Raw genomic sequence first — 24855 nt, forward strand, 5'->3', positions numbered from 1 at the left:
AGGAAATAAATGCCAGCTGATTTGAATGATTATTTCAATAAAAAAAATGGAAACTCTAATAACAATAACAATCGACAAAATTTCAATTTTAAAGCCCCTGAATTCAATTTCAAGGGTTTTGGAAAATTTTCTCCTTTTGTCTATGGTGCAATTATTATTGTTTTGTTTTTAATTATCGCAAAACCTTTTATGGTAATAAATTCTGGGGAAATGGGGATTAAATCCACTACAGGTAAATATGATCCAAATCCTTTAGAACCAGGACTCCACTTTTTTCTACCTTTTATACAAAAAATAACCATAATTGATACTAGAGTAAGACAAATCAATTATGCTTCTATAGAAGGGAGTAATGAAAATTTATCTTCAGGCTCAGGCGTAATCAATAAAAACAGCATTTCTGTGCTTGATTCACGTGGCTTGCCTGTTTCTATCGATGTAACAGTTCAATACCGCCTAAATCCTTTACAAGTTCCTCAAACCATAGCAACTTGGAGCTTAAATTGGGAAAACAAAATTATAGATCCTGTGGTGCGCGATGTGGTTCGAAGTGTTGTGGGAAAATATACTGCTGAAGAGCTTCCAACAAATCGTAATGCAATTGCAACTCAAATTGAAGAGGGTATAAGAAAAACTATAGAAGCACAACCTAATGAGCCTGTAGAACTTCGTGCGGTTCAACTTAGAGAAATTATCTTACCTTTAAAAGTAAAAGAGCAAATCGAACGCGTACAGATTGCAAAACAAGAAGCAGAAAGAACCAAATATGAAGTAGAAAGAGCAAACCAAGAAGCTTTAAAAAAGGCTGCTTTAGCTGAAGGGGAAGCAAATGCAACCATCATCAGTGCTAAAGGTAAAGCAATGGCTGTAAAAATAGAAGCAGATGCGCAAGCTTATTCTAATAAAGAAATTGCAAATAGTTTAAATACTCCTTTGCTTAACTTAAAACAAATCGAAACCCAAAAAGAATTTAATGAAGCCTTGAAAGTCAATCAAGATGCCAAAATTTTCTTAACTCCTGGTGGAGCAGTGCCAAATATTTGGGTAGATACTAAGGATGCTAAAAAACAAAGTTCTGCTAATATGAACTAGGGTGTATAGAGTGGAAAGACTAAAAGAAATTGTGCATTTTTACACTACTCACTTGTATTTGGTGGATTATATGCTGATTTTATTTGTCTTTTTTCTCTTCACTTGTGTTCTACTCTTGTGTATCTTTTTACGCCACAAACCCGTGGCGGCTCTTTTAATTATCGCGCTTAATATAATCATTTGTTTTTTAGTTTATACATATGGGTATAAACTCATAGACAGCCAAGCAAGGAGTAGAAAAACAACCATTGTAGAACAAAAATTCATACAAAGTTCAGGAGCTTTGATTGTTGATTTTAATATCACAAATACTTCTAAAAACGACTTTAAACAATGTAAAATAATAGCTAAAATTTTCAAAGATAAGCTACCTCAAGATAATCTCATAAATACATATAAAAACAAATTTATTCCTTTTAGGCAAAAAAGTAGAGAGATTTTTAATCTAAAACAAAACACAACCCAATTTCAAAGAATTGCTTTTGACAATTTTAACTACGATAATAACTACACTATACGCCTAAATTCGGAGTGCTTTTAATGCAATTTACAATTTTTCATATTTTAGCTTTTGTTATTTTAATTTTTTGCTTTATTTTAATTTGTATTTTAATTTTCTTAAAGGTTAAACAAAAAGAATTTGCTTTAATTTCCTATACTATTGCAACTATTTTCACTGCTCTTTTAATCTATTCTGTATTTCTAACTATTAATCAATTTACAATCCAAGCTAGTCTTAGCAAACTTACCTTTTCTAGAGATTTAAGACACGAAAGCATTATTATCACAGGAAAAGTGCAAAATCTTACTAAATTTAATATTCGCAAATGCTATTTAATGTTAAGCATATTAAACAAAAAACAGGTTGGAGGAGAAATTTTTGATGATAAAAATGTACGTAATGCCAAAATGCAAAATACAAGCGTTTCTTATACTATAGAAATCATAGACACCCTTCCAGGCAATACATATAAAACTTTTAGAGCTGAAGCTCCTTTTCCGCCAAGTTTTGAAAATCCCGAATTTTACCACACTTTAAAATGCATTTAAAAAACTATGGTAAATATTAAATATTTTTAAAAATATCAATATACTATAATCCGTTAAACTTTTTAGGACAAATTTCAACTTAATTTTAAAAAATTTTTGATATATTGTTAAAATCTGATAATTTTCAAAAAATAATTAATGGGAGTTTATTCAATGTTTAAATCTTTGAATATAGGTTCAAAACTCGTACTATCAGTTGCCATCAGTGTAATTGTAGCTATAGTGGTTTTAATATCTATTGTATCCTCAGAAGTTGCTTCCTTTGCAGAAAGAGAAGCCAAAAATGCACTATTCATATCTTCAAAAAGATATGTAAACTACATGGAAGGTATTTTAAATGAACCCATTGTCTTAACAAAAAGTACCGCTTCTTCATTGAATGAAATATTTTCACAATATGATCAAATTGATGTAAATTTGGTTGAAAGTATTGTAAAAAATACTTTTGATAGTAGTGCAAGAGCAGAATATGCTTTTCTTTATCTAAAAGATCCTTCGGTATTAAGCAATACTGCTGCTATAGATAAAAATTTTAGAAGCCAAGATGGCAACACCTTTGCTATGATTTTTTCTGATACCACTTTAGAAAGATCAGGAGGTATAAAAGTTATCCGTACTCCAAATAATTTCGCGCAACTAAATATAATTCGAGAAATAGAACAAAATGCGAAATACGGGGATCATGATTCAGTATTTTTTGGTCCTCCTACACACCTTAATTATAATGGAAATGAGTTTTTGGGTATCAATCTGGGAATGCCTATTTTCAACAATAAAGGTAAGCTTGTAGGAGCTATAGGATATTCTTTGGATTTTAATGAAATTTCTAAAGCTTTACTTGATCCATCTTTAGACCTTTTTGAAGGTAATATAAGAATGATCACAAATGATCAAGGGGTTATTGCGGTTCACAATACCAACCCAGGAGCTATTTTAAAAAATTTGATTGATATCAATAAAGATCCTTCTATAAATTTAATCAATGATGCAGTGAAAGAACATAGACAAATCATCATTGATAATTATACCGATTCAATGGGGCAACCTAGTTACGCAAGTATCACTCCATTTAATACTTTAAATAATTCAAGCAAATGGAGCGTAGTTGTAACAGCGCCTAAGAAATCAGTTTTAGCACCTTTATATAAATTAGAATTTATTATCGTTGGTGTTGCCGCTATAGCTTTGATTGCTATTTTAGTAGTTGTATATTTTTGTGTAAGAAAAATAGTAGGAGCAAGAATTCCTATTATACTCAAAGCTCTAGAAAATTTCTTCCGCTTCTTAAATCATGAAAAAGTCGAAGTTCACACAATCAAAATTAGGGCCGATGATGAACTAGGAAAAATGGGTAAAATCATCAACGAAAACATCCTTGCTACTAAACAAGGTTTAGAACAAGATGCTAAAGCAGTAAAAGAAAGTGTTGAAACCGTAGGAGTAGTAGAAAGTGGTAATCTTACTGCAAGAATTACAGCTAATCCTAGAAATCCACAATTAATAGAACTTAAAAATGTTCTTAATAGACTTTTAGATGTTTTACAAACTAAAGTAGGATCAGATATGAATGCTATTCATAAGATCTTTGAAGAATATAAGTCTTTAGACTTTAGAAATAAACTTGATAATGCTAGTGGTAATGTTGAAATCACTACCAATGCTTTAGGAGATGAAATCGTTAAGATGTTAAAACAAAGTTCTGACTTTGCTAATCACTTAGCCAGTGAAAGTTCTAAACTTCAAAGTGCAGTTCAAAACCTTACTTCATCTTCTAATTCTCAAGCAGCTTCTTTGGAAGAAACAGCTGCTGCTTTAGAAGAGATTACTTCTTCTATGCAAAATGTTTCTGTAAAAACCAGTGATGTTATCACTCAATCTGAAGAGATTAAGAATGTTACAGGTATTATTGGAGATATTGCAGATCAAATCAATCTTCTAGCATTAAATGCTGCTATTGAAGCCGCACGTGCAGGAGAACATGGTAGAGGATTTGCAGTTGTTGCAGATGAAGTTAGAAAGCTAGCGGAAAGAACTCAAAAGTCTTTATCTGAAATAGAAGCTAATACTAATTTATTGGTTCAATCTATCAATGATATGGCAGAATCTATTAAAGAGCAAACTGCAGGTATTACTCAAATCAATGAGAGTGTAGCTCAAATTGATCAAACTACTAAGGATAATGTAGAGATTGCTAATGAGTCTGCTATTATTTCTAATACTGTAAGTGATATAGCTAATAATATACTTGAAGATGTGAAAAAGAAAAGATTTTAATTAGAGACTGATATATAAAATTTAGATTGATATGCGAGTATCAATCTAAAGATTTAATTCATTAACACTTTTAGCTGATTACTCGTTGATATCTTTTAATTCATTATTTATTAACACCTAAGTAGATTGGGTTGGTTTGTTTTATAAATAGATAATTTAATAATTTAGTATTTTTTATGCTATGATTTTATTGATTTAAAAATAAGGACTATCAATGAATCTTTGGGATAAAAAAGCTAAAAACTACGCAAGATACAATCAAAAACTCAATTCCATACAAGAGCAAACTTTTAAAGAATTAGAAAAACTAAATATAAGCTTTAAAAATAAAAGCATTATAGATATAGGATGTGGCACAGGAGTATGGACTTTACACTTAGCACAAAATGCAAAAGAAATCACCGCCCTTGATAATGCAAAAGCTATGTTAGAAATTTTAAAAGAAGATGCTAAAAAACTCCAATTAACAAATATAAAATATGAAAATTGCACTTTTACTGAATGGGTAAGTAAAAATCAAAATACTCAATTTGACATAGCCTTTTTGAGTATGTCTCCTGCTTTGCAAGATAAAAAAGATTATTTAAACTTTATCCAATTAGCTAAATTTCGAATTTATCTTGGTTGGGCAGATTATAGAAAAAGTGATTTTTTAGATCCTATTTTTAAGCATTTTAATACGGAATTTAAGGGTGTTTATAAGCAGGATTTGGAAAGTTATTTGCTAGAAAATGATATAAAGTTTCATAAATTTGTCTTTGATGAAACACGCATAGTAGAAAGAAGAAAAGATGAAGCTATAGAAAATGCTTTATGGCATTTAGATATGAATGGGGTTAAAGCTTCCAAGCAAGATTTAGAAGCTTTTGTGAAAGATGATATCACAGAAACTATACAATCAAAAATCAAACTTTTGGTTTTTTAATCATCCTTAAGATAAAATTCTATCTTAAGGTAGATATATAATCTTGTAATACTGAAATATTTTTATCAAAATACTCATTTTATAAAATTAAACTTAAAAGTAATTTTAGATTATTTTAGTTATTATTTTATTCTAATATTATTATAGGAGATTTTATGGATATAAATACTGTATTGATGATGATTTCAGACAAAATTCCATCTAATAGCTTGCCCCTTGTGCAAGACAAGCTTAAAAATGCAAGTGAAGATAAAATCAACTCTCTTGCCATCTTGCCTTTTAAAAGCCATATTATAGGTTTGATCTTAGGTCTATTTTTAGGTGCCTTTGGAATTGATCGTTTTTATAAGGGTGATATAGGTTTGGGGGTCGCTAAACTTATAACTTGGTTAGTAGGTGTTGTTACCATTTGGATTTATATCGGTGGTTTAATTCTATTTGCTTTATGGATATGGTGCATTGTGGATTGGTTTTTAGTGTGGAAAGGCATCAAAAAAGACAATCTTAATAAAATCTTAGCCGTATTATAAAAAATAACACCTTAGATAAAAACTAGTTTTAAAACTAGTTTTTATCTTACTCTAAATTTTAAAGTTTCTCCTGCCATAAAAGGAACTACTTTTTCACTTTCGTTTTTATATTCGTTTGGAACTTGCCATTCTTGATTTTCTAAAACGATGGTTTTTTCTTTGTCAAAGGTTAAATTATGTACTTTGCAAGCATTATCTGAAATAAATCTTTGTAAATTGGCTTCATTTGAATTTTTACTAAAAAGATCAGCTAAAACACAAAGCGCCACACTCGCACTAAACACACCCGCTGCACAACCGCAACATTCTTTTTCATGCTTAGGATGTGGCGCGCTATCGCTTCCGAACATAACTTTTTCATATCCACCAAAAGCAAGCTCACAAAGCGCTTCTTTATCTTTGTAATGCTTAGCTATAGGCTTGCAAAAAAGATGAGGCTTCATTTTTCCACCGATAACATCATCTAAAGTGATGATTAAATGATGCAAAGTAATGGTTGCATATAAATTTTCATAATCTTTCAAAAGTTCACATAAGGTTTGAGTCGTAATATGCTCCATAACAATCTTAAGACGCGGAAAATTTTTAGCCAAATTTTCATAGATTTTAGCAAAATTGCTTTCCCTATCCATCACAAAATCATTGGTTTCTCCATGCACTAAAAGTGGAATTTGTAAATCACTCATCACTTCTAAAGTAGGTTTTAAATTCTCTATATCAAAGCTTGAAACCCCGCCTTTTGAATTTGTAGTAATGCCCGCAGGATAAAGCTTGATACCAAAAATTTCATCTTTGGCACTTTCAAGAAATTTTTCATCATAATTTTTAAAAAAAAGAGTCATTAAAGGAGTGAAATTCTCATTTTCACAAGCATTTATTATACGCGTTTTATAAGCTTTTAAACTCTCTAAATCACAAAGTGGTGGAACTAAATTTGGCATAATCACACCCGCACGAAAATCTTTAGCACTAAAAGGTGCAACCAAGCCTAGCATATTTTCATCTCTTAAATGCAAATGCATATCTAGTGGGTTTTTAAGTGTCATTTTTTCTCCTAAATCAATAAACAAATTTTATCTTATAAAGCCAAAAAGAATGATAAAAAGAAGAATAATTAAAACAAGAAAATTTATTTTCTAATCACAAGGGATGCAAAGTTGATAAAATCCATTTTTCAACTTTTTAAAAAGCTTTTTTTCTTCTAAAAATTTAAAAGTTGCGATGATGGTAGGTTTGCTTTGATTTAATCTTGCTTCAAGCTCACTTATTTTTACCATCACAAAACCATTCTCATCCGCATTTTCACATAAAAATTGAAGCAGCTCAAAGCGTTTTTTGCCTAAAATTTCTCTCATTAAATTTTCAATTTTTACAGCCATAGTTTTCCTAAGATAAAACCCCAAATAAAAAGCGCTAAACACACACTAAAAAATACTGCCGCACTTGCACAATCTTTAGCAACTTTAGCTTTTTCATGCCATTCATTTGTAATCAAATCCACACAAGCTTCTATGGCTGAATTTAAAGCTTCAACGATTAAGATGAGAATTAAAACAGCGATTAAAAATAAATGCTCTAAAAAGCTTACATCTAAAAAAAAGCTAAAAACGATAGCGGGGATAATCACGCAAAGCTCTAGTCGAAAAGCCATTTCATTTTTAAACAAGGCTAGAATTCCTTCTAGCGCATATCGTGCATTATTTAAAAGATGATATTTTGGTTTCATTAATTAGCCTTTAAAGCTTGATTTAATATATCATAGCTTGGCTCATAGACAGCGGTTTGAATATTAAAATAACCCAAAAGCGTGCTAAAAAGATTATCTTGAGAAAGATTTAAACTTTTATGATTTTGAGCTGTGGTCATTAAATTTTCATCACTACTCCAAAAAATAACAGGAATATGAGTTTGATGTCTTGGTGCTATAGCATAAGGCATTCCGTGTAAATAAATTCCATTTTCACCCAAACTTTCTCCATGATCTGAAAGGTATAATAAAGAACTCTCATAATCTTTTTTTTCTTTTAAAAGTTCGATAATCTCACTTAAAAGATAATCCGTATAAAGCAAAGTATTGTCATAAGTATTGATTAAAGCCTCACTAGCACATTTTGAAAGTTCATTAGTATCGCAAGTTGGAGTAAATTTTTTAAATTCGCTTGGATAACGCTTATAATAGGCTGGTCCATGAGAGCCTTGCAAATGAAGAACTATGATATTTTGAGTATCTAAATTGCCTAATCTTTCTTTTAAAGAAGGCAATAAATTCTCATCCCAATCGCTAGAGAGTTGCTGCTTGTCAGATAACCTATCGCAAACTCCTTTACACTTGCCTGAATTATTATCTATCCAAGAAGCTTTTACGCCTGTTTTTTGCAAGATATCCATAACATTTTCTTGATATTCGCTACTTGAATAGTTTTGACGCTTTGAAAGAGAAAACATACAAGGCAAACTCACCGCCGTAGCAGTACCGCATGAAGAAAAATTATCAAAAAATACTACATTATTTTTATTGGTATAAAAATTAGTATCATTTTTAGCATATTCTCCAAGAGAATAATTCGCCGCTCTAGCAGTTTCACCCACTACTAAAACTAAAAGTTTCTTTGTAGTATTATCCTCTTTAAACGCATCATCGCCTATGGTTTTAAATTCAGGCTTTGGCTTTAAAAAACGCACATAATAACGATATACAGCATAAATTGGATAAAAAGGAACATTATACATTCTTATTTCGTTGTAAGTTCTAAAAAAAGGTATAAAGGTTTTACTTAAAGGCATAAAGAAGATTAAAAATATAAAACAACCCAAAAACGCACTTAAAATCCTAACTCGTATTCTTTTAAAAAAATCTTGTTCTACATTATTTTCAATACGAATTTTTAAAATAAAAATGCAAAAAAGTAAAACAATAATAACCGATAAAACCAAACGCCAACTTAGCAAATCTTTCACTTCTTTTACATCAGTTTGCACGACATTTTGTATCATATCTGAATCAATTAAAATTCCATAAAAAGTAATAAAATAAAGACTAATGCAAGATGATAAAATAAAAAATATAGATAATATTTTAGTTAAATATTTTACAAAAATAAGTGAAAAAATCATATGGACCAAACCAAAATAAGCCACAATAAAAACTAAAGTTAGCAATAAATTTTGGGATAATTTTTCATAAACAAATGAATGCAAATTAAAATTTAAAAGTGTAATAAGTATAGAATTAAAAAGTACAAATTGAAACCAAGAAAGTTTAAATTTAAACATATTCTCTCCTTAAAAAATAACTAAAAGGCAAAGTTTAAAAGGAAAAAGCTAACCATTAGTAATATTTTTTATTAATTATGATATTATTTTTATTTCAAAAATTTAAGGATTAACTGATGAAACTACTTTCATGGAATGTCAATGGCTTAAGAGCTATTTGTGATAAAAATGCACTTGATTGGATAATAAAGGAAAATATTGATTTTATAGGTTTTCAAGAAATTAAAGCACATGAAGATAAATTTCCTAAGAAAATTTATGAATATCCTTTTAAGCATATGTATTCTAATTCTGCCAAAAGAGCTGGATACTCGGGTGTTATGAGTCTTTGCAATTTTGATAGCGAAGTGAAAAAATGTGAATTTTTTGATGATGAAGAAGGTAGAGTTTTAGAACATCGTTTTAAAAATATAGCACTTTTTAATATCTATTTTCCAAATGGACAAAAAGATGAAGAGCGTTTGGGTTTTAAGATGAAATTCTATGCGGATTTTTTAGTGTATTTAGAAAAGCTTTTAAAGGATGGTTTTGAGATTATTATTTGTGGTGATGTCAATACCGCGCACAAAGAAATCGATCTTACCCATCCAAAAGCAAATGCCAATACCTCGGGATTTTTACCCATAGAAAGAGCTTGGATTGATGATTTGCTAAAACTTGGTTTTATTGATACTTTTAGAGAGATTAATGGCGATATCAAAGAAAAATACTCGTGGTGGAGTTATAGAATGAAAGCAAGAGAAAGAAATGTGGGCTGGAGAATTGATTATTTTTTCATTTCAACAGGTTTAAAAGACAAGCTTAAAAATGCTTTCATAAGAGATGATATTTTTGGTTCAGATCACGCGCCTGTAGGTATAGAAATAGATATTTAATATCCCACAAAAATGGGATATTATTTTTTAATGAGTTTTTTTGCCCTTTCCCAAAGTCTTACACCTAGTTTTTTAGCTTTTTTTGAATTTAATTCTTTGTATTTTTCTCCTGCTACTTTTTCAAGCTCAAGAATTTCTTGTTTAAAGCGGTGTAATTTTCTTTGAGTCAGTCTATTAAAATCATTGATTTTTGGGTTTTTCTTGATATCATTTAAAACCAAAAGTAATTGCTCTCTACTCTCAACGGCAAGGCGTTTAAATTTGGCAAAAAGATTATCAAGCTCATGCTCTAATAAATTTTCAACTATATCTTTTGATGGATTTTTTTGTTCTTTAATTTCTCTTTTTAAAAGCGCGATAAAATCATCTTCTATGCCTATCAATTCTTTACTTTTAAGACTTACATCTTCTTCAAATTTTGCATAAGTAAGTGAAGTTTTAAATTTTTCCATAGCCAAAGAAATTCCATCTCTAGTCCCTTTAATCACGCCAAGACAAAGATCTTTAGCATAAGCCATAGATTCATTTGCTATCTCAAAAGCTGTGTTTAAAATAATACTTGAAATTTTTAAAATACGCTCTTTTTCAAAATGAGCCTCACAAATAGCGTTATAAACAAGACTTTTAGCAATTTCACTACTAGTAAGCTCTATATCTTCAGCTTTTTCAAGAGTGGTTAAAAAAGCACTTTCAGCAGTTTCTTTTAAAATTCCAAGCATTTCTATATCAAATAAAATCGCATCATTTAATCCACTGCTAAATTCATTACAAAAAGAACATTCTTGTAAGATATTTTCAAATTCAAGAAAATTATCACTGATTTGATTTTTGATTAAATTCTTTTGATTTTCGATTTGTTTGTTTAGCAACTCTGCCTCGCTGATATATTCATAAAGGACATTTTGAGCATCTCCTATACTAGCTTTTACTAAAGCTTTGATAACTTTTGCAACATTTTCATCATCAAATAAATCAAGTTTTTTTAAAATAGTTAAAAACTCAACCAAAAGCAAATTTAAGATCTTTTTAGTATTGTGTGGATCTTGCGAAATTTGTTTATATGCAAGATTAAAACTTAAATCCTCAAGTAAATCTTTCACCTCATCTTTTTTGAGATTGGATAAAGAATTTTCAAATATAATCAAAGTATTTTTCATTATAATCCCCTTCTTTCTTAAAGCACAAATTTAGCTTTAGCTTTTAATTTTTCGAAAATATCCAAACGATCCTTTTTGCTATCTACATAAACACTCAGCAAAAAACTTTGATATTTTCCACTAGAACTTGCATTAGAATGTTTGTATTTAAAATCTCTTTGTCCTAAAAGCTCTTCAAACAAAGCTCCTGCATGAACATGTGCTTCAAAAATCACCTTATAATCCCAAAAAGTAGGATAATTAACAATAGGCTCTTGTTTAAGATCGCACAAATTTACCACTTTTACCCCCTTCTTTACTTTCAAGTACAATTTCACTTATTTTCATCGTTTTATCAATGGCTTTAATCATATCATAGATAGTTAAAAGTCCTATGCTAACACCGCTTAAGGCTTCCATTTCTACCCCTGTTTTACCCTCGCATTTTACCGTTACTATAAGTTTAAAGGTATAGTCTTTAGGAAATTCAACTATATCTGTCTCAATCTTAGAAATCATCAAGGGATGACACATAGGGATAATTTCACTGGTTTTTTTAGCTCCCATGATAGCTGCTATAACAGCAGTTTGAAGCACGGGGCCTTTTTTTGCGGTATTGTTTTTTATAGCCTTAAAAGCTTCTTCGCTCATGCTGATCATACCGCTTGCTGTGGCCACTCTTTTACTCACATCTTTTTGACTTACGTCTACCATTTTAGGGCGGTTGTTTTCATCCAAATGAGTCAATTCCATCATCAACCTTTTTAAAAAATATAAAAAATTATAGCAAAAGCAATCAAATTTAAGCTAAAATTAGATTTTATTTTATTTATCAAGGAGTAAATAATGGCTTATGATGATGAAGATTTAGAATTTGATGATTATGAAGGCGAAGAAGATGAGTATGCTCACAACCATCACAAATCCTACAATTATGATGATGATGATTATGACTTTGATGATGAAGCAAATGATGATGATTTTTATGAAATGGATTAAAAATGAGAAAAACTCTTAGTAAAAAAGATATAAAAACACTAGGACTTTCATCTTTGGGCGGAACCTTAGAATTTTATGATTTTATTATCTTTGCATTTTTTTCAAGTTATATTTCAAAAAACTTCTTTCCTGAAAATTTAAGCCCTTTTTGGCAACTTTTCAATACCTATGGTATATTTGCGGCAGCTTATGTGGTAAGACCACTAGGCGGTATAGTGATGGCACATTTTGGTGATAAATTTGGGCGCAAAAAAATGTTTATGCTAAGTATTTTACTTATGGTAATACCAACTTTTGCACTAGCCTTTATCCCTTCTTATGAAAGTATTGGTTATCTTTGTGTAGCACTTTTAATGCTTATAAGAATAGCTCAAGGTATTTCCATAGGAGGAGAATTGCCCGGTGCTTGGATTTTTGTATATGAACATTCTCCAAAAGGACAAAGAAGAACTTATATAGGCTTTTTAACAGCTTCTGTAGTGGGTGGAATTTTACTTGGAAGTATAGTATTTTTACTAATGCACAAAATTTACACTCAAGAAGAACTATATGAGTGGGCTTGGAGAGTTCCTTTCTTTCTAGGTGGAATTTTTGGACTTATTTCAATATATCTTAGAAAATTTTTAAGTGAAACTCCTGTTTTTGAACAAATGAGAAAAGAAAATGTTTTGGAAAAATTTCCGCTTAAAGAAGTATTTAAAAGAGCAAAAGCGGGTGTTGTTATCTCAATGTTGATCACTTGGGTTTTGACAGGTTGTATTATTGTAATGATTTTATTTATCCCAAAATATATGGCAGAAATTTTACAATTTGATACCAATTTCCAAACTTATTTACAAATGGGTGGAATTTTCTTTATTTCTTTAGGTTGTATTATAAGTGGAATTTTAGCCGATAAAATAGGTATTTTTAAATCTGGTATTATTTTTTCCTTGTTTTTTGGCTTAGCTTGTGCATTTTATTTTCACTTTCTTTACAATACAAATGCTAATATAATCCTAGTCAGTATTTTTTACTTAATGGCTTGCTTTTTTGGCGGAGTAATGAATTTTTGCCCTTTGATAATGAATGAAGTTTTTGAAGCAAAGATTAAATTTTCAGGACTTTCTTTTTCTTATAACATTGCCTATGCCATTGCAGGAGGCATAACCCCTCAACTTGCACTTTTATTGCATAAATTTGCATTTGCAAATTTAGATAATGCGTGGCGTTTTTCTTTGGGTTATTATATGTTTTTAATCGTTTTATTAGCTTTATTATCAGCTTTTATTTTTAGATATCTTAATAATACCCAACGCACATACTCTCAGTGATTTTTATACGCTTTTCAAAAGGCGTGGGGCTAAAAAAATGACATTTTTCTATGTAAATATGCTGATAATAATTTAGCCCCAAAAAATCATAAAATTTTTTAAGATTGACAAATTTAATACCATGAATTTCTTTTAAATCTAAAAGTTTATAAATTGAAGAATTATTTTTTTTCACAAGATGCGATGGGGCTAGTCCCGTAAAAGAACAAAAGGCACTTGCTAATACAAAACCACTTAAATCGCTGCATTGTTTTAAAACTTCTCGATGTTTTTCTAGGATAGAATTCTTGTGTAAAAAAATAATACGAGTCCCTTGATATCTACCGATTTCTACTTTTTTCCAAAATTTATAAGCATTTTTTGAAATTCCAGCTAAACGATGAAATTCCGCGTTTAAAACATAATGGTCTAAAAATTCATTAGGTGGTAAAATAATACTTTTCATTTATTTAATAAAACAAATTTTTTAGCCTTCTTTTATCAAGTTTTCTTTAGCCTCTTTTGGAAGTTTTGAGATAAAATTATCAAGATTAAAATCAATCCCTTGACTTCGGGCTTCATTAATCAAAGCAATAGAAGCCTTGATATTAAAAGAAGAAAAATTATTATGAGGTGTAAAAAGATGATCGACAACCGAAAGAGCGTAAGCTGATTTTTTAACTTCATTTCTAGCTGCGTGTGGAGATCGAGCAAAACAAATAGTTTCAACTAGCATATCATCAAATTTCCAACGATAAAGTAAAAATCCTAAGAATGAAATATGATCAACACCTAAAAATTCATTCTCCACTATAGATAAATCACTAAAATTATTTTTTTCCAATCTAGCTAAGAACTCGCCATCTTTTTTATTTTGAATAAGAAAATTAGAAAAAACTACAATACCAAGTCTTAAAAGCATAGAACAAGGCACTAGCAAATGCGATAGCTTTTTATCCTCATTACCCAACCAATCCATAATAAAAGAAGTTTCCTCACTGCATTTGCTTACAAAATCTGCTGTGTCTAATCCATAAGGCGATACATCGATTTTAAAACTATCCCTAATTGAATCTGCCATGATGGTATTAACGATATTGCCTATGCCCAAAAGAGAGACAACTTGAGGTAAAGAGGTGATTTCTCTTGAAAAACCATAAAAGGGAGAATTAGCCAAGCGTAAAAGCTTAGCAGTCATTAAAGGATCACTTGAAATAATATTAGCAATTTCATCAATTTTTACATTAGAACCCGATTCGTTGATATATTTTCTTAGTTTATTTATGGTATCAGGCAAAGGAGGTAAAACTTCAACACTTCGGAGTAAAATTTCATTCATATCAGTTGCCATATATTTTCCTTGGGCTATAGTTTTTTATTAATCTGTTATTATAACTAAATTTTAATTTACTTATACGATGATTTTTAATATATATGCAAGAAAGTTTCTAAAATAGCCTTATATGTTACAAAACTCTATTCTTTACAAGTAATATTTTAATTTTGTTATTATATAATTTTTGTGATTTTATTAATAAATCTTAAACAAAATTAATTTTTACTAGGGTTGTATTTTGAAAGTTTAATGTAGCGAATGTCGAAATATGAGTTAAGATTTAAATCTTAACTCATTAAATTAAAGTGCTTTTTTTGCAGCTTCTGCGATTTTTGCAAAAGCAGCAGCATCATTCATTGCCAAATCAGCTAGAATTTTTCTATCAAGCTCAATACCTGCTTTTTTAAGTCCATTAATAAATTTAGAATAACTTAAATCATTTAATCTGCAAGCAGCATTGATACGCACAATCCAAAGACGGCGAAAATCTCTTTTCTTGCGGCGTCTATCGCGATACGCATAAACAAGACTTCTTTCTAATTGTTCTTTTGCTTTTCTAAAATGTTTGCGGCGTCCACTATAAAAACCGCGTGCTAATTTTAGAACTTTTTTATGTCGGCGGCGTCTTACAACACCTGTTTTTACTCTTGCCATTTTTATTTCCTTTCATAAAGTGGCGTCCATTTTGGAGCTTGCCCTTAAATTCTTAAAACAAATCAAGGGGAGTTTGAATGACTTATGTCAAAAACTTAAATTCCTAACATTTTTTCTACAGCTTTTACATTTGTGCTGTGCACATATTTAGCTGTGCGAAGATCACGCATTCTTTTTGCAGGTTTCTTAGTCAAAATATGGCTTCTAAAAGCAGAACCTCTTTTGATTTTATTTTTACCTACTTTAAAGCGTTTAACTGCGCTTTTTACGCTTTTCATCTTTGGCATACGCTTTCCTTTCGGATAAATTTTTAAATTTTTTCAAAAAGAAAAGCTAAATGCTAGCAAATTTTTGCTAATTTTTGACTGAATTTTATATTTAAAAAAACTTGGCACACCTTTTGCTTATAAAAAACTAGCAATATTTTTGAAAGATTTTAAAATGACTATAAATTCGGCAAACCCTTATCAAAATTTGGCCTTATCTAATCCTTTGCAAAATAGCCAAGCTTTGAATTTAATCAAAGATAAGAAAGATTCAAATTTAGAAGAAAATGAAAACAATTTAGAAAATTTAAATTATATTTTTAACACCACTTCTTATGCAAGCGAATTTGGCTTTAGGATAGATGAGAAAGGTTTTTTTGAAAAAGACTTAAATAAAATCGCTAATATACCCGAATCTTATAATATCAATATCAAAAGCGTTAGAAGTATAGCCAAAGAATTAACAAGACAAGATGCAAATTTAAATTACAACAAAATAGACCTACCCTATCTTTTAAATAGCTATCATAGCTCACTAAAGTCTATCAATTTAGAATTTAGTGAAAATGATAATGCTAATTTAAGTCGCGATATGATTTCAAAATTTGCTACTGGATTTTCTACTGAAAATGGAGAATTTTTAGGCAAAATTTCAAGAATTTACAATAATCAAGAAGAATTAAACTCCACACTAAGCAAAACCCTAAACCTAAATACTTTAATGCTGGATAATAAAATCACTAATTTCCATTTTGATAGAGCGTTAAATAATACCTCATCTAATGAAATTTTAAAACCTTACCTAACCAAAAATGCCGAGGTTTCAAAATCAGGACTTTTGATGAATTTTATTTATCATGATATCAAAACACAAAATGATAACGAGCTTAATTTTTTTATGAAACCTGCGAGTTTAGAGCTCAATGCTCACACTAATTTTCAAAAAATCCTTAGAGGAGAAATGGATATAAAAGACTATATTAAGCAACAAAATGAACAAAAAATGAGTTTTGATCTATATCTTTATGTGAATGGAGTAGATAAAAAAACCGCTTCTCAAGATAAACTTTCAGTTTTTTTTCAACAATATGTTAATTATCAAAAAGATATGGATTTAAGGGAGTTTGCAAATTCAAGCTCTATCTTCCAAATTTATATTGATCAAAATCATAGCGAATTTAACTCTCTTAAAGAAGAATACCAAAGCCAAAATAAAGATTTAGAAAAACTAGATAATGCTAACAATATGCGTTCTAATTCTATAGAAAATTTTTTAAATCGTCGTCAAAAACAAGCCAATTTAAATAAGATATTAAATTCTTATTTATCAGTATTGCTTTAAGTAAGTTTATAAATATTTAAAAATACAAATTTTAACTCATAATTCTTTGTATTTTTTTACTTTAATATTCATATTTTTGCTATAATTTTTAAACTAGAATTTATATTTTTCTGTTATTATCCGTTTTCATAAAGAGATAAAAAATATCCGAATTAAAATTAAGGAAATTAAAGTGAAAGTATATTTAGACAATAATGCAACAACGATGCTTGATCCAAATGCATACGAATTAATGTTGCCATTTTTAAAAGACATGTATGGAAATCCAAACAGTCTTCATCAATGGGGTAGTGCAACTCACCCTGCTTTAAGAGAAGCCATGGATAAACTTTATGCGGGACTTGGCGCAAATGATCTAGATGATATAGTTATAACATCCTGTGCTACTGAGAGTATCAACTGGGTGCTTAAGGGTATATATTTTGATCATATTTTAGATAAAGAACGCAATGAAGTGATTATCTCTAGCGTAGAACATCCAGCAGTAGCTGCCGCAGCTCAATTTTTAAAAAGTTTAGGTGTAAAGCTTATAGAACTTCCAGTAAATGAAGAAGGAGTTTCTACTCCTCAAGATTTACAAAATGTGATCAGTGATAAAACTGCACTTGTTAGCGTAATGTGGGCTAATAATGAAACAGGAATGATTTTTGATATTCAAAAAATGGCAGAAATTACTCATGAATTTGGAGCGCTTTTTCATACAGATGCTACTCAAGCAGTAGGGAAAATCAAAGTGAATTTAAACCAAGTAGGAGTTGATTTTGCTTCATTTTCAGCTCATAAATTCCATGGACCAAAAGGTGTAGGCGGACTTTTTATCAAAAAAGGTCTTAAGCTCACTCCTCTTTTGCATGGCGGAGAGCATATGGGAGGTAGAAGAAGTGGTACATTAAATGTGCCTTATATAGTTGCTATGGCAGAAGCTTTGCGTATTGCGAACACTATGCTTGAATTTGAAGACTCACATATTCGCCGTTTAAGAGATAAACTTGAAGATAGTATTTTAGCTCTTCCAGATACTAGTGTTGTAGGAAAAAGAGAGCATCGCGTTCCTAATACAATTTTAGCAAGTATTAAGGGTGTTGAAGGCGAAGCTATGCTTTGGGACTTAAATAAAAATGGTATTGCAGCAAGCACCGGATCAGCCTGTGCTAGCGAAGCATTAGAAAGCAATCCTATCATGGAAGCAATCGGAGCTGAAAATGACTTAGCGCATACAGCTTTAAGACTTTCTTTATCACGCTTTAATACAGAAGATGAAATTGATTATGCAGCAAAACAAATCAAAGCTGCCACAGAACGCTTAAGAGCAATTTCTTGTACTTATGCTTATAATCCAAATAATTATAAATAAAAGGATAAAAAAATGGGAAAAAATAGTTTAATTGGTGGATCTATCTGGGATGAATACTCACAAAAAGTCCAAGATAGAATGAATAATCCACAACATATGGGGGAATTTACAGAAGAAGATGCCAAAAATAGAAATGCCAAACTTATCGTAGCTGATTTTGGTGCAGAAAGCTGTGGCGATGCAGTAAGACTTTTTTGGCTTGTGGATGAAAAAACAGATACTATTATTGATGCTAAATTTAAAAGCTTTGGCTGTGGAACTGCCATAGCAAGTAGTGATACAATGGTAGATCTTTGTATAGGAAAAACTGTGGATGAAGCAGTTAAAATTACTAACTTAGATGTAGAATTTGCAATGCGAGATAATCCAGAAACTCCAGCTGTTCCGCCTCAAAAAATGCATTGTTCGGTTATGGCTTACGATGTGATTAAACAAGCAGCAGCGCATTATAAAGGAATCAATCCTGAAGATTTTGAAGATCAAATCATAGTTTGTGAGTGTGCTAGAGTAAGTCTTGGAACTATCAAAGAAGTGATCAAACTCAATGATTTACACACTGTAGAAGAAATCACTCAATACACCAAAGCAGGTGCTTTTTGTAAATCCTGTGTAAAACCAGGAGGACATGAAAAAAGAGAATACTATCTGGTTGATATTTTGGCTGAAACAAGAGCTGAAATGGATAGAGAGAAACTTAAAAATGCTGTGAAAAGTGATGTAGCATTTGATGAAATGACTTTAGTAGGTCAATTAAAAGCAGTAGAAGCTGTTTTAGATGCAGAAATTCGTCCTATGCTCCATAATGATGGTGGAGATTTGGAAGTAATTGATATACAAAAGGCCGAAGGTGCCGCAATTGATGTATATATTCGCTATCTTGGAGCTTGCAGCGGATGCTCAAGCGGAAGCGGTGCAACTCTTTATGCTATCGAAACTATCTTACAAGAAGAACTGAGCCCAAATATTCGCGTTATGCCAGTTTGATATTTAGAATAGTAAGAGTATTTCTTACTATTCATCTTTTATACTACCTTAGGCTTTAAATCAAGTGGGGGTAAATTTTCTATATAAATACTGCGGCTTGGGAAAGCAAAAGTTAAACCATTTTTTTCAATGATACGCATAAATTCAAGCATTAACTCTTGTCTAGCTTCTCTAAATTCTTTCGCATCTATAGCCTTTGTATAAAAATACAATTCTATATTAATACTACTATCTGCAAATTCACTCAAAGCAACATAACAAGCATTTTTATAGCCCTCAAGATCATTGATAGAAACCAAATTTTGACGATATTTTGTTGTATGATCACCATACTTTAATGCTCCATCATCTTCATGTGCCACCAAAGGACTCGTATATAAAAGCTCTTTTAAATCCTTTACACAATTTTCTAATTTTTCAGGAGTAGCATCATAACCAACACCAAGATATATTTTAACATGGCGCCCCATGCGTCTTTTGCTCCAGTTTTTTATATTTGCCCCCATGATAGTAGAATTAGGCAAAAATACAAGACAATTATCAAAAGTTCGAATAGTTGTCTTTCTAAGTCCTGTTTCAACCACTGTGCCTTCTACTCCAGAAACTTCAACCCAATCCCCTTGATTAAAGCTATTATCAAACAATAAAAGTATAGAAGCAAAAAAGTTTGCAATAATATCTTTTGCAGCCAAAGCCACCGCCAAACCACCTATCCCTAAAGATGCGATAATAGCTGAGATATTAAAACCAAGTTGTGCTAAAATATAAAGAAGCGCGATCACAAAGATAACAAAATATAAAATTTTAATGACTAAATTTACGACTTCTTTTTTACCACTTTTTTGTGCAAGTTTTGAAACTAAAACCACGCCATATCCATCAAGTATCCTTAAAATCAGCCAAGCGATTAAAACAGCATAAATTATATGAAAAAGATTACTTAAATTAATACTTAAAGGAGTAGGATAGGTTATTATCGTAAGACAAAGTGAAATAGCATAACAAACAAGCAAGAAACCTACCGGTTTTTTAATATTGTCTATAAAAATAACTTTAATATCATCTGCATCGCTTTTATTGCGATAAACTAAACGAACGAGGATAAAATAAACTATATTTGAAAAAAAGCGCCTTAAAGACATAAAAAAAGCTAAAACTAAAAGCGAAATAACTATCTTACCTGTATTTATAAAATCAATATTGGCTATTTCATTGATACGATCTATCCATACTTGAAGTTCAAGTAAAGAAAAAATATAATTACTTTCTAGCAAATCTGCATTTGCGCGCAAATATTTTAAAATTTCTACATAAGCATCCACAGCATTAAAAATCACTTCTTCTTTATTGGAAATTTTCTCTAATTCAGATGGATTATTGATTTTAGCTTTATAAATACTAAGATCTATATTGGTTGAATTTTGCAAATTTTCCATTGCCTTATCGACCGTAGAGATTATACTTTCACTATTTGCTGCATTTTTAAAAAGTTTTTCAAGCTCAAATAAAGATGAATAAAAACTTTTAACAACATCTAAGTATATAATATTTAAGGTTGTATCTACATAAACATAAGGTTTGTTTATACTCTTCTTTTGCAAATCTAATAAATTTTGCCTTGTTTTTAAAAAGCTTTCTACTGCTTTTTCATTGATTTGTTGCTTTACTATCATATCGGGCATTTTAGAAAGAATAGACTTTTTATCTTTTTCAAATTCGCTTAAAATTCCATCATAAGAACTTGAATTTTCATCATTATTTTTTTTAAATTCTTTAATTTGACGATTTAAATCGATATATTTTTGCACCAGACTATAAACACTCTTATCTTGCGCACTTGCATTGGTATCTATAAGGCGAAATTCATCACCCCAAAGACATGAAATGCCTAAAAGAAATAAAATGATTATTTTTTTCATTGTGTTTTCCTATTTTGAATTAATTTAAAAATTTTAGCCTTAAAATCATACTCATATATTTCACCTGTTTCAATGATATAATACCAAGCATGCACTTCTAATCTTCCTTCATCTAAAGCTTCTTGAACCCCTGGATAAGTAAAAATATTTTGCAAAGAATTCACTAAGTTAAGTTTTTCAGTAAGCCAAGAACGCATAGCTATATCATCTCTTGCAAAGATCGTAACATCTCTTTTTATAGGATCAAGCATAGTAAGCCATTTTTTTACATTAGGAATTTTATCTAATTCTTCATCAGAATAGTATAGCGCATTACAACCACCACAATTACTATGTCCACACACAACGATATTCTTAATGCGTAAAGAATTTAAAGCATATTCTATTGCTGAAGTAGTTGCTAAATAATCCTGACCCACACGATAAGGCGGAACAATATTTGCGATATTTCGTATCACAAAAAGTTCACCTGGGCCTGTATTAGTGATTAAATTAGGAATCACTCTAGAATCAGAACAACCTATAAAAAGAGTATGAGGATTTTGCTTATTTTTAAGACTTTCAAAAAGTTCTTCATGTTCTTTAAAATCCTCTTGCATAAATTTAATCGCACCGCTAATAAGATTATCCATATATCAACCTAATTGAAAAATCTTAAAATTATAACAAATTTTCAGCAAAGAATTTCACCTGCAAGCAAACATTCACAAATTAACTCTTTATTAAATTTTTTATGCTAGAGTTCGCTCAAGATTTAAGTTAAAATCAAAAATCTTTTAAGGAGGATGAATATGAGTCTTTACGATAGAGACTATTCACGATCAAGAGAATTTGAAAACACTCGTTCAAGTGAACTTGGTATTTTTATTAAACAAACCTATCAACTTTTTGCAGCTTCTCTTTTAGCAGCAACTGTTGGTGCATATGTAGGAATTTATGCTTTAGCGGCATTTTTTATACAATCACAAGTAACCTTTTGGATACTTTTTGCTGTCGAAATAGGACTTTTAATTGCTTTGCAATTTAAAAAACGCGAAGCTCCACTGAATTTAATTTTGCTTTTTGGCTTCACTTTTTGTTCGGGCTTAACCCTAACACCCTTACTTATTTCTGTTCTTGCTCTACCAGCAGGCGGAGTAATCATTGCTCAAGCTTTTGCTTTAACAACAGTAGCTTTTGCGGCACTTAGTATTTTTGCTATGAATACCAAAAAAGATTTCACGCTAATGGGTAAAGCTTTATTTATAGTTTTAATCGTGGTTGTAGCAGCTTCCTTGCTTAATATCTTTTTCCAAAGCAGTTTGCTAAATTTAACTATTTCAGCCGTAGCAGCGATTTTATTTTCATTCTATATTCTTTATGATACACAAAATATTATTCGCGGAAACTATGAAACTCCAATTGAAGGTGCTGTAGCACTTTATCTTGACTTTGTAAACCTTTTTGTATCTTTACTTAATATCCTAAGAAGTTTCAATAGCAGATAATTTTTGCGGGAAGTCCCCGCAAAATTCTCAAAAATTTCAAATCTTTTCAAGTTTTATTTAGTTACAATATCTAACTCAAAAAATTTTTAAAATTTAGGAAAATTTATGATTACTCTTTTAATTATTTTGCAGTTTGTCATCGTTGTTATTATTTGTATAGCTGTTCTACTTCAAAAAAGTTCAAGCATAGGACTTGGAGCTTATAGTGGAAGTAATGAAAGCTTATTTGGAGCAAAAGGACCCGCAGGATTTTTAGCAAAATTTACTTTTATAATGGGAATTTTACTGATTGCTAATACTATTGGTTTGGGATATTTATACAATAGCACAAGTAAAGATTCTTTAGCTGAAAAAATTAAAATCGAAACAAATACGAGTATTCCTGCTGCTCCAAATGCTATAAATGTGCCAGCTATTCCAAGCGCTCCACAAATACCTAATGAAGTAAATACAAGTAAGTAATTTATAAGGAAAAAATATGATTAATGAAATTTTAAATAAACAAAAAACTCAAAGCGAAAAAAGCTTAGAAGCTTTAAAAAAAGACTTTACTACCCTACGCACAGGCAAGGTCAATACACATATCTTAGATCATATTCAAGTAGATTACTATGGCTCTTTAACTCCTTTAAATCAAGTTGCAACCGTTTTAGCAAGTGATGCCTCAACAATAAGCATTACCCCATGGGAAAAACCTATGTTAAAAACTATAGAAAGCGCTATTGCAGCAGCAAACATAGGAGTAAATCCAAATAATGATGGCGAAAGTGTAAAATTATTTTTCCCTCCAATGACAAGAGAGCAAAGAGAAGAAAATGTAAAACAAGCTAAAGCTATGGGTGAAAAGGCAAAAGTTTCAGTAAGAAATATTCGCAAAGATGCAAACGATGCCGTAAAAAAACTTGAAAAAGATAAAGCTATTTCAGAAGATGAAGCTAAAAAAGCCTATGATGAAGTGCAAAAACTAACAGACACCTATACTGCAAAAATCGATGAAAGTGTAAAAAATAAAGAAAGCGAACTTTTAAAGGTTTAAAAATGGATTTAGAGCAAATTTATAAAGATTGTGGGGCTTATCTACAAGGACATTTTTTACTAAGTTCGGGTAAACATTCTGAATTTTATCTTCAAAGTGCTAAAGTCTTAGAAAATCCAAAATTAGCAGCAAGACTTTGTGATGAGCTTGCTAAAATTATAGCTGAATTTAATATAGAATTTGACAGCATTTGCTCTCCTGCTTTGGGAGGAATTTTAGCAGGGTATGAACTTGCTAGAGCTTGTGATAAGCGCTTTATTTTTACCGAAAGAGTTAATGGAGAAATGACCCTAAGACGCGGTTTTGAAGTTAAAAAAGGTGAAAGATTTATCATTTGTGAAGATATTATCACAACGGGCGGAAGTGCTTTAGAAAGTGCTAAAATCATAGAAAGCCTAGGAGGGAAAGTTCTAGGTTTTGCAGCGTTAGCAAATCGTGGTTTTTGTGCGGTTGAAAATTTAAAAAATCCTAGAAAACCAAGTGCGAAACTGCCTGATAATTTGCCTCTTTTTACTTTAGGAAATTTTGATTTTCAAATTTATGATGAAAATGATTGTCCGCTTTGCAAAGAAGGAAGTAAAGCTATTAAGCCAGGAAGTCGCGGAAATTAAATGAAAACTAAGGCAAAAATAGCCTCTAGATGGTTAAGATTTAGAGCTTTGCTTATAGATATATTTTTAATTTATGTACCTATCTTATATTTATTTTATTTTTTATTGGGCTCCAAGGAAGCTTTTTTAAACAACTCCTATATCACAGCCCTATGTACTTTCTTATTTGGTTTTATTCAAGCTTTATTTTTAGCCTCAAAAGCTCAAAGTCCAGGGCTTAAGGCTTATGATCTTTATCTAATCGATCTAAAAACGGGCAAGAAAATAACTTTTTTTAGAATTTTATTAAGATATATTATATTTATTATAAGTTTTGGGTTGATTTTTGGTTTATTTATAAGCTTTTTAAGAAAAGATAAACTAAATTTACATGATATTCTAACCCAAACTTGCATAGTCACGAAGATATGAAAGAAAGGT

The 24855-nt window shown here is 30.4% G+C and carries 30 protein-coding genes; 17 read left to right on the forward strand and 13 right to left on the reverse strand.

The window, feature by feature from the left end:
* Nucleotides 1-9 precede the first annotated feature (9 nt).
* From AAID94_07815 to AAID94_07840, 6 genes are all read left to right on the forward strand, one after another.
* Nucleotides 10-1092 (forward strand): SPFH domain-containing protein, encoded by a 1083-nt coding sequence (locus AAID94_07815; protein ID XAK23731.1) that lies wholly within the window; start codon nucleotides 10-12, stop codon nucleotides 1090-1092.
* A 10-nt stretch (nucleotides 1093-1102) separates the two neighbouring features.
* Nucleotides 1103-1633, forward strand: a complete 531-nt coding sequence (locus tag AAID94_07820; protein XAK23732.1) for a DUF2393 family protein — start codon at nucleotides 1103-1105, stop codon at nucleotides 1631-1633.
* Nucleotides 1633-2142, forward strand: a complete 510-nt coding sequence (locus AAID94_07825) for a DUF2393 family protein (protein XAK23733.1) — start codon at nucleotides 1633-1635, stop codon at nucleotides 2140-2142. Before AAID94_07820 ends, AAID94_07825 begins: the two co-directional genes overlap by 1 nt.
* Nucleotides 2143-2295: 153 nt before the next feature.
* Nucleotides 2296-4416 (forward strand): methyl-accepting chemotaxis protein, encoded by a 2121-nt coding sequence (locus AAID94_07830; GenBank protein XAK23734.1) that lies wholly within the window; start codon nucleotides 2296-2298, stop codon nucleotides 4414-4416.
* Between the two features lie 214 nt (nucleotides 4417-4630).
* A complete protein-coding gene (locus AAID94_07835; protein XAK23735.1) occupies nucleotides 4631-5341 on the forward strand; it encodes a class I SAM-dependent methyltransferase in 711 nt (236 codons plus the stop codon).
* A gap of 155 nt (nucleotides 5342-5496) precedes the next feature.
* On the forward strand, nucleotides 5497-5871 hold the full coding sequence (locus tag AAID94_07840; protein XAK23736.1) for a TM2 domain-containing protein: 375 nt from the start codon (nucleotides 5497-5499) through the stop codon (nucleotides 5869-5871).
* A gap of 41 nt (nucleotides 5872-5912) precedes the next feature.
* Here AAID94_07840 and pyrC read toward each other — a convergent pair whose 3' ends face one another.
* From pyrC to AAID94_07860, 4 genes are all read right to left on the reverse strand, one after another.
* A complete protein-coding gene (pyrC, locus tag AAID94_07845; protein ID XAK23737.1) occupies nucleotides 5913-6917 on the reverse strand; it encodes a dihydroorotase in 1005 nt (334 codons plus the stop codon).
* 90 nt (nucleotides 6918-7007) lie between these two features.
* A complete protein-coding gene (locus AAID94_07850; GenBank protein ID XAK23738.1) occupies nucleotides 7008-7250 on the reverse strand; it encodes a replication/maintenance protein RepL in 243 nt (80 codons plus the stop codon).
* Complete coding sequence (locus AAID94_07855; protein ID XAK23739.1) at nucleotides 7241-7597, reverse strand: diacylglycerol kinase; 357 nt, start codon at nucleotides 7595-7597, stop codon at nucleotides 7241-7243. The genes AAID94_07850 and AAID94_07855 overlap by 10 nt, the downstream gene beginning before the upstream one ends.
* Nucleotides 7597-9144, reverse strand: a complete 1548-nt coding sequence (locus AAID94_07860) for a phosphoethanolamine--lipid A transferase (GenBank protein ID XAK23740.1) — start codon at nucleotides 9142-9144, stop codon at nucleotides 7597-7599. The genes AAID94_07855 and AAID94_07860 overlap by 1 nt, the downstream gene beginning before the upstream one ends.
* 116 nt (nucleotides 9145-9260) lie before the next feature.
* On the opposite strand from AAID94_07860, the gene AAID94_07865 reads away from it, so the two are divergent.
* Nucleotides 9261-10019 (forward strand): exodeoxyribonuclease III, encoded by a 759-nt coding sequence (locus AAID94_07865; GenBank protein ID XAK23741.1) that lies wholly within the window; start codon nucleotides 9261-9263, stop codon nucleotides 10017-10019.
* 20 nt (nucleotides 10020-10039) lie between these two features.
* On the opposite strand, the gene AAID94_07870 is transcribed toward AAID94_07865, so the two are convergent.
* From AAID94_07870 to moaC, 3 genes are read right to left on the reverse strand one after another with little or no spacing between them, the layout of a single operon-like run.
* On the reverse strand, nucleotides 10040-11176 hold the full coding sequence (locus AAID94_07870) for a hypothetical protein (GenBank protein ID XAK23742.1): 1137 nt from the start codon (nucleotides 11174-11176) through the stop codon (nucleotides 10040-10042).
* Between the two features lie 17 nt (nucleotides 11177-11193).
* Entirely contained in the window at nucleotides 11194-11457 is a 264-nt protein-coding gene (locus tag AAID94_07875) for a DUF493 domain-containing protein (GenBank protein XAK23743.1), read from the reverse strand.
* A complete protein-coding gene (gene moaC / locus AAID94_07880; GenBank protein ID XAK23744.1) occupies nucleotides 11435-11908 on the reverse strand; it encodes a cyclic pyranopterin monophosphate synthase MoaC in 474 nt (157 codons plus the stop codon). Before moaC ends, AAID94_07875 begins: the two co-directional genes overlap by 23 nt.
* A 93-nt stretch (nucleotides 11909-12001) precedes the next feature.
* Between moaC and AAID94_07885 the strand changes: the two genes are divergently transcribed.
* Nucleotides 12002-12154 carry a highly acidic protein gene (locus tag AAID94_07885; protein XAK23745.1) on the forward strand — a complete coding sequence of 51 codons (153 nt, stop codon included), beginning with the start codon at nucleotides 12002-12004 and terminating at the stop codon, nucleotides 12152-12154.
* Nucleotides 12155-12156: 2 nt separating this feature from the next.
* Nucleotides 12157-13467 (forward strand): MFS transporter, encoded by a 1311-nt coding sequence (locus AAID94_07890; protein ID XAK23746.1) that lies wholly within the window; start codon nucleotides 12157-12159, stop codon nucleotides 13465-13467.
* Here the strand turns inward: AAID94_07890 and cheQ are convergent.
* The 4 genes from cheQ to rpmI form a co-directional block, all read right to left on the reverse strand.
* A complete protein-coding gene (gene cheQ, locus AAID94_07895) occupies nucleotides 13436-13912 on the reverse strand; it encodes a cheVAW transcriptional regulator CheQ (GenBank protein ID XAK23747.1) in 477 nt (158 codons plus the stop codon). The genes AAID94_07890 and cheQ overlap by 32 nt on opposite strands.
* Before the next feature lie 21 nt (nucleotides 13913-13933).
* Nucleotides 13934-14797 (reverse strand): HDOD domain-containing protein, encoded by an 864-nt coding sequence (locus AAID94_07900; GenBank protein ID XAK23748.1) that lies wholly within the window; start codon nucleotides 14795-14797, stop codon nucleotides 13934-13936.
* Between the two features lie 285 nt (nucleotides 14798-15082).
* Nucleotides 15083-15436, reverse strand: coding sequence for a 50S ribosomal protein L20 (gene rplT, locus AAID94_07905; protein ID XAK23749.1), 354 nt, complete (start codon nucleotides 15434-15436; stop codon nucleotides 15083-15085).
* A 95-nt stretch (nucleotides 15437-15531) separates the two neighbouring features.
* Nucleotides 15532-15723 (reverse strand): 50S ribosomal protein L35, encoded by a 192-nt coding sequence (gene rpmI / locus AAID94_07910; protein ID XAK23750.1) that lies wholly within the window; start codon nucleotides 15721-15723, stop codon nucleotides 15532-15534.
* Between the two features lie 154 nt (nucleotides 15724-15877).
* On the opposite strand from rpmI, the gene AAID94_07915 reads away from it, so the two are divergent.
* From AAID94_07915 to AAID94_07925, 3 genes are all read left to right on the forward strand, one after another.
* Nucleotides 15878-17044, forward strand: coding sequence for a hypothetical protein (locus tag AAID94_07915; GenBank protein ID XAK23751.1), 1167 nt, complete (start codon nucleotides 15878-15880; stop codon nucleotides 17042-17044).
* Nucleotides 17045-17216: 172 nt separating this feature from the next.
* Nucleotides 17217-18398: a NifS family cysteine desulfurase gene (locus tag AAID94_07920; protein XAK23752.1), complete on the forward strand. Its 1182-nt coding sequence runs from the start codon at nucleotides 17217-17219 to the stop codon at nucleotides 18396-18398.
* Between the two features lie 12 nt (nucleotides 18399-18410).
* Complete coding sequence (locus AAID94_07925; protein XAK23753.1) at nucleotides 18411-19382, forward strand: iron-sulfur cluster assembly scaffold protein NifU; 972 nt, start codon at nucleotides 18411-18413, stop codon at nucleotides 19380-19382.
* 38 nt (nucleotides 19383-19420) lie between these two features.
* Here AAID94_07925 and AAID94_07930 read toward each other — a convergent pair whose 3' ends face one another.
* A complete protein-coding gene (locus AAID94_07930; GenBank protein XAK23754.1) occupies nucleotides 19421-21301 on the reverse strand; it encodes a mechanosensitive ion channel family protein in 1881 nt (626 codons plus the stop codon).
* The gene (locus AAID94_07935) at nucleotides 21298-21933 is read right to left on the reverse strand and encodes a carbonic anhydrase (protein XAK23755.1); all 636 of its coding nucleotides are present in this window, start codon (nucleotides 21931-21933) and stop codon (nucleotides 21298-21300) included. Before AAID94_07935 ends, AAID94_07930 begins: the two co-directional genes overlap by 4 nt.
* 159 nt (nucleotides 21934-22092) lie before the next feature.
* Between AAID94_07935 and AAID94_07940 the strand changes: the two genes are divergently transcribed.
* The 5 genes from AAID94_07940 to AAID94_07960 all read left to right on the forward strand — a co-directional run bounded on the left by AAID94_07940 (nucleotide 22093) and on the right by AAID94_07960 (nucleotide 24846).
* Nucleotides 22093-22788, forward strand: coding sequence for a Bax inhibitor-1/YccA family protein (locus tag AAID94_07940; GenBank protein XAK23756.1), 696 nt, complete (start codon nucleotides 22093-22095; stop codon nucleotides 22786-22788).
* A gap of 105 nt (nucleotides 22789-22893) precedes the next feature.
* Entirely contained in the window at nucleotides 22894-23250 is a 357-nt protein-coding gene (gene secG / locus AAID94_07945) for a preprotein translocase subunit SecG (GenBank protein XAK23757.1), read from the forward strand.
* A gap of 16 nt (nucleotides 23251-23266) precedes the next feature.
* Complete coding sequence (frr, locus tag AAID94_07950; GenBank protein ID XAK23758.1) at nucleotides 23267-23824, forward strand: ribosome recycling factor; 558 nt, start codon at nucleotides 23267-23269, stop codon at nucleotides 23822-23824.
* Nucleotides 23825-23826: 2 nt separating this feature from the next.
* A complete protein-coding gene (gene pyrE, locus AAID94_07955) occupies nucleotides 23827-24435 on the forward strand; it encodes an orotate phosphoribosyltransferase (protein ID XAK23759.1) in 609 nt (202 codons plus the stop codon).
* On the forward strand, nucleotides 24436-24846 hold the full coding sequence (locus AAID94_07960; protein ID XAK23760.1) for an RDD family protein: 411 nt from the start codon (nucleotides 24436-24438) through the stop codon (nucleotides 24844-24846).
* Nucleotides 24847-24855 lie beyond the last annotated feature (9 nt).

Origin of the sequence: Campylobacter coli (assembly GCA_039516895.1) — a bacterium.
GTDB lineage: Bacteria > Campylobacterota > Campylobacteria > Campylobacterales > Campylobacteraceae > Campylobacter_D > Campylobacter_D coli_B.

Bases quoted from the DNA above. Each gene is read 5' to 3' on its own strand.
- AAID94_07815 (XAK23731.1), top strand. From the start codon at position 10: ATGCCAGCTGATTTGAATGATTATTTCAATAAAAAAAATGGAAACTCT.
- AAID94_07825 (XAK23733.1), top strand. From the start codon at position 1,633: ATGCAATTTACAATTTTTCATATTTTAGCTTTTGTTATTTTAATTTTT.
- AAID94_07830 (XAK23734.1), top strand. From the start codon at position 2,296: ATGTTTAAATCTTTGAATATAGGTTCAAAACTCGTACTATCAGTTGCC.
- AAID94_07835 (XAK23735.1), top strand. From the start codon at position 4,631: ATGAATCTTTGGGATAAAAAAGCTAAAAACTACGCAAGATACAATCAA.
- AAID94_07840 (XAK23736.1), top strand. From the start codon at position 5,497: ATGGATATAAATACTGTATTGATGATGATTTCAGACAAAATTCCATCT.
- pyrC (XAK23737.1), bottom strand. From the start codon at position 6,917: ATGACACTTAAAAACCCACTAGATATGCATTTGCATTTAAGAGATGAA.
- AAID94_07850 (XAK23738.1), bottom strand. From the start codon at position 7,250: ATGGCTGTAAAAATTGAAAATTTAATGAGAGAAATTTTAGGCAAAAAA.
- AAID94_07855 (XAK23739.1), bottom strand. From the start codon at position 7,597: ATGAAACCAAAATATCATCTTTTAAATAATGCACGATATGCGCTAGAA.
- AAID94_07860 (XAK23740.1), bottom strand. From the start codon at position 9,144: ATGTTTAAATTTAAACTTTCTTGGTTTCAATTTGTACTTTTTAATTCT.
- AAID94_07865 (XAK23741.1), top strand. From the start codon at position 9,261: ATGAAACTACTTTCATGGAATGTCAATGGCTTAAGAGCTATTTGTGAT.
- AAID94_07870 (XAK23742.1), bottom strand. From the start codon at position 11,176: ATGAAAAATACTTTGATTATATTTGAAAATTCTTTATCCAATCTCAAA.
- moaC (XAK23744.1), bottom strand. From the start codon at position 11,908: ATGGAATTGACTCATTTGGATGAAAACAACCGCCCTAAAATGGTAGAC.
- AAID94_07885 (XAK23745.1), top strand. From the start codon at position 12,002: ATGGCTTATGATGATGAAGATTTAGAATTTGATGATTATGAAGGCGAA.
- AAID94_07890 (XAK23746.1), top strand. From the start codon at position 12,157: ATGAGAAAAACTCTTAGTAAAAAAGATATAAAAACACTAGGACTTTCA.
- cheQ (XAK23747.1), bottom strand. From the start codon at position 13,912: ATGAAAAGTATTATTTTACCACCTAATGAATTTTTAGACCATTATGTT.
- AAID94_07900 (XAK23748.1), bottom strand. From the start codon at position 14,797: ATGGCAACTGATATGAATGAAATTTTACTCCGAAGTGTTGAAGTTTTA.
- rplT (XAK23749.1), bottom strand. From the start codon at position 15,436: ATGGCAAGAGTAAAAACAGGTGTTGTAAGACGCCGCCGACATAAAAAA.
- rpmI (XAK23750.1), bottom strand. From the start codon at position 15,723: ATGCCAAAGATGAAAAGCGTAAAAAGCGCAGTTAAACGCTTTAAAGTA.
- AAID94_07915 (XAK23751.1), top strand. From the start codon at position 15,878: ATGACTATAAATTCGGCAAACCCTTATCAAAATTTGGCCTTATCTAAT.
- AAID94_07925 (XAK23753.1), top strand. From the start codon at position 18,411: ATGGGAAAAAATAGTTTAATTGGTGGATCTATCTGGGATGAATACTCA.
- AAID94_07930 (XAK23754.1), bottom strand. From the start codon at position 21,301: ATGAAAAAAATAATCATTTTATTTCTTTTAGGCATTTCATGTCTTTGG.
- AAID94_07935 (XAK23755.1), bottom strand. From the start codon at position 21,933: ATGGATAATCTTATTAGCGGTGCGATTAAATTTATGCAAGAGGATTTT.
- AAID94_07940 (XAK23756.1), top strand. From the start codon at position 22,093: ATGAGTCTTTACGATAGAGACTATTCACGATCAAGAGAATTTGAAAAC.
- secG (XAK23757.1), top strand. From the start codon at position 22,894: ATGATTACTCTTTTAATTATTTTGCAGTTTGTCATCGTTGTTATTATT.
- frr (XAK23758.1), top strand. From the start codon at position 23,267: ATGATTAATGAAATTTTAAATAAACAAAAAACTCAAAGCGAAAAAAGC.
- pyrE (XAK23759.1), top strand. From the start codon at position 23,827: ATGGATTTAGAGCAAATTTATAAAGATTGTGGGGCTTATCTACAAGGA.
- AAID94_07960 (XAK23760.1), top strand. From the start codon at position 24,436: ATGAAAACTAAGGCAAAAATAGCCTCTAGATGGTTAAGATTTAGAGCT.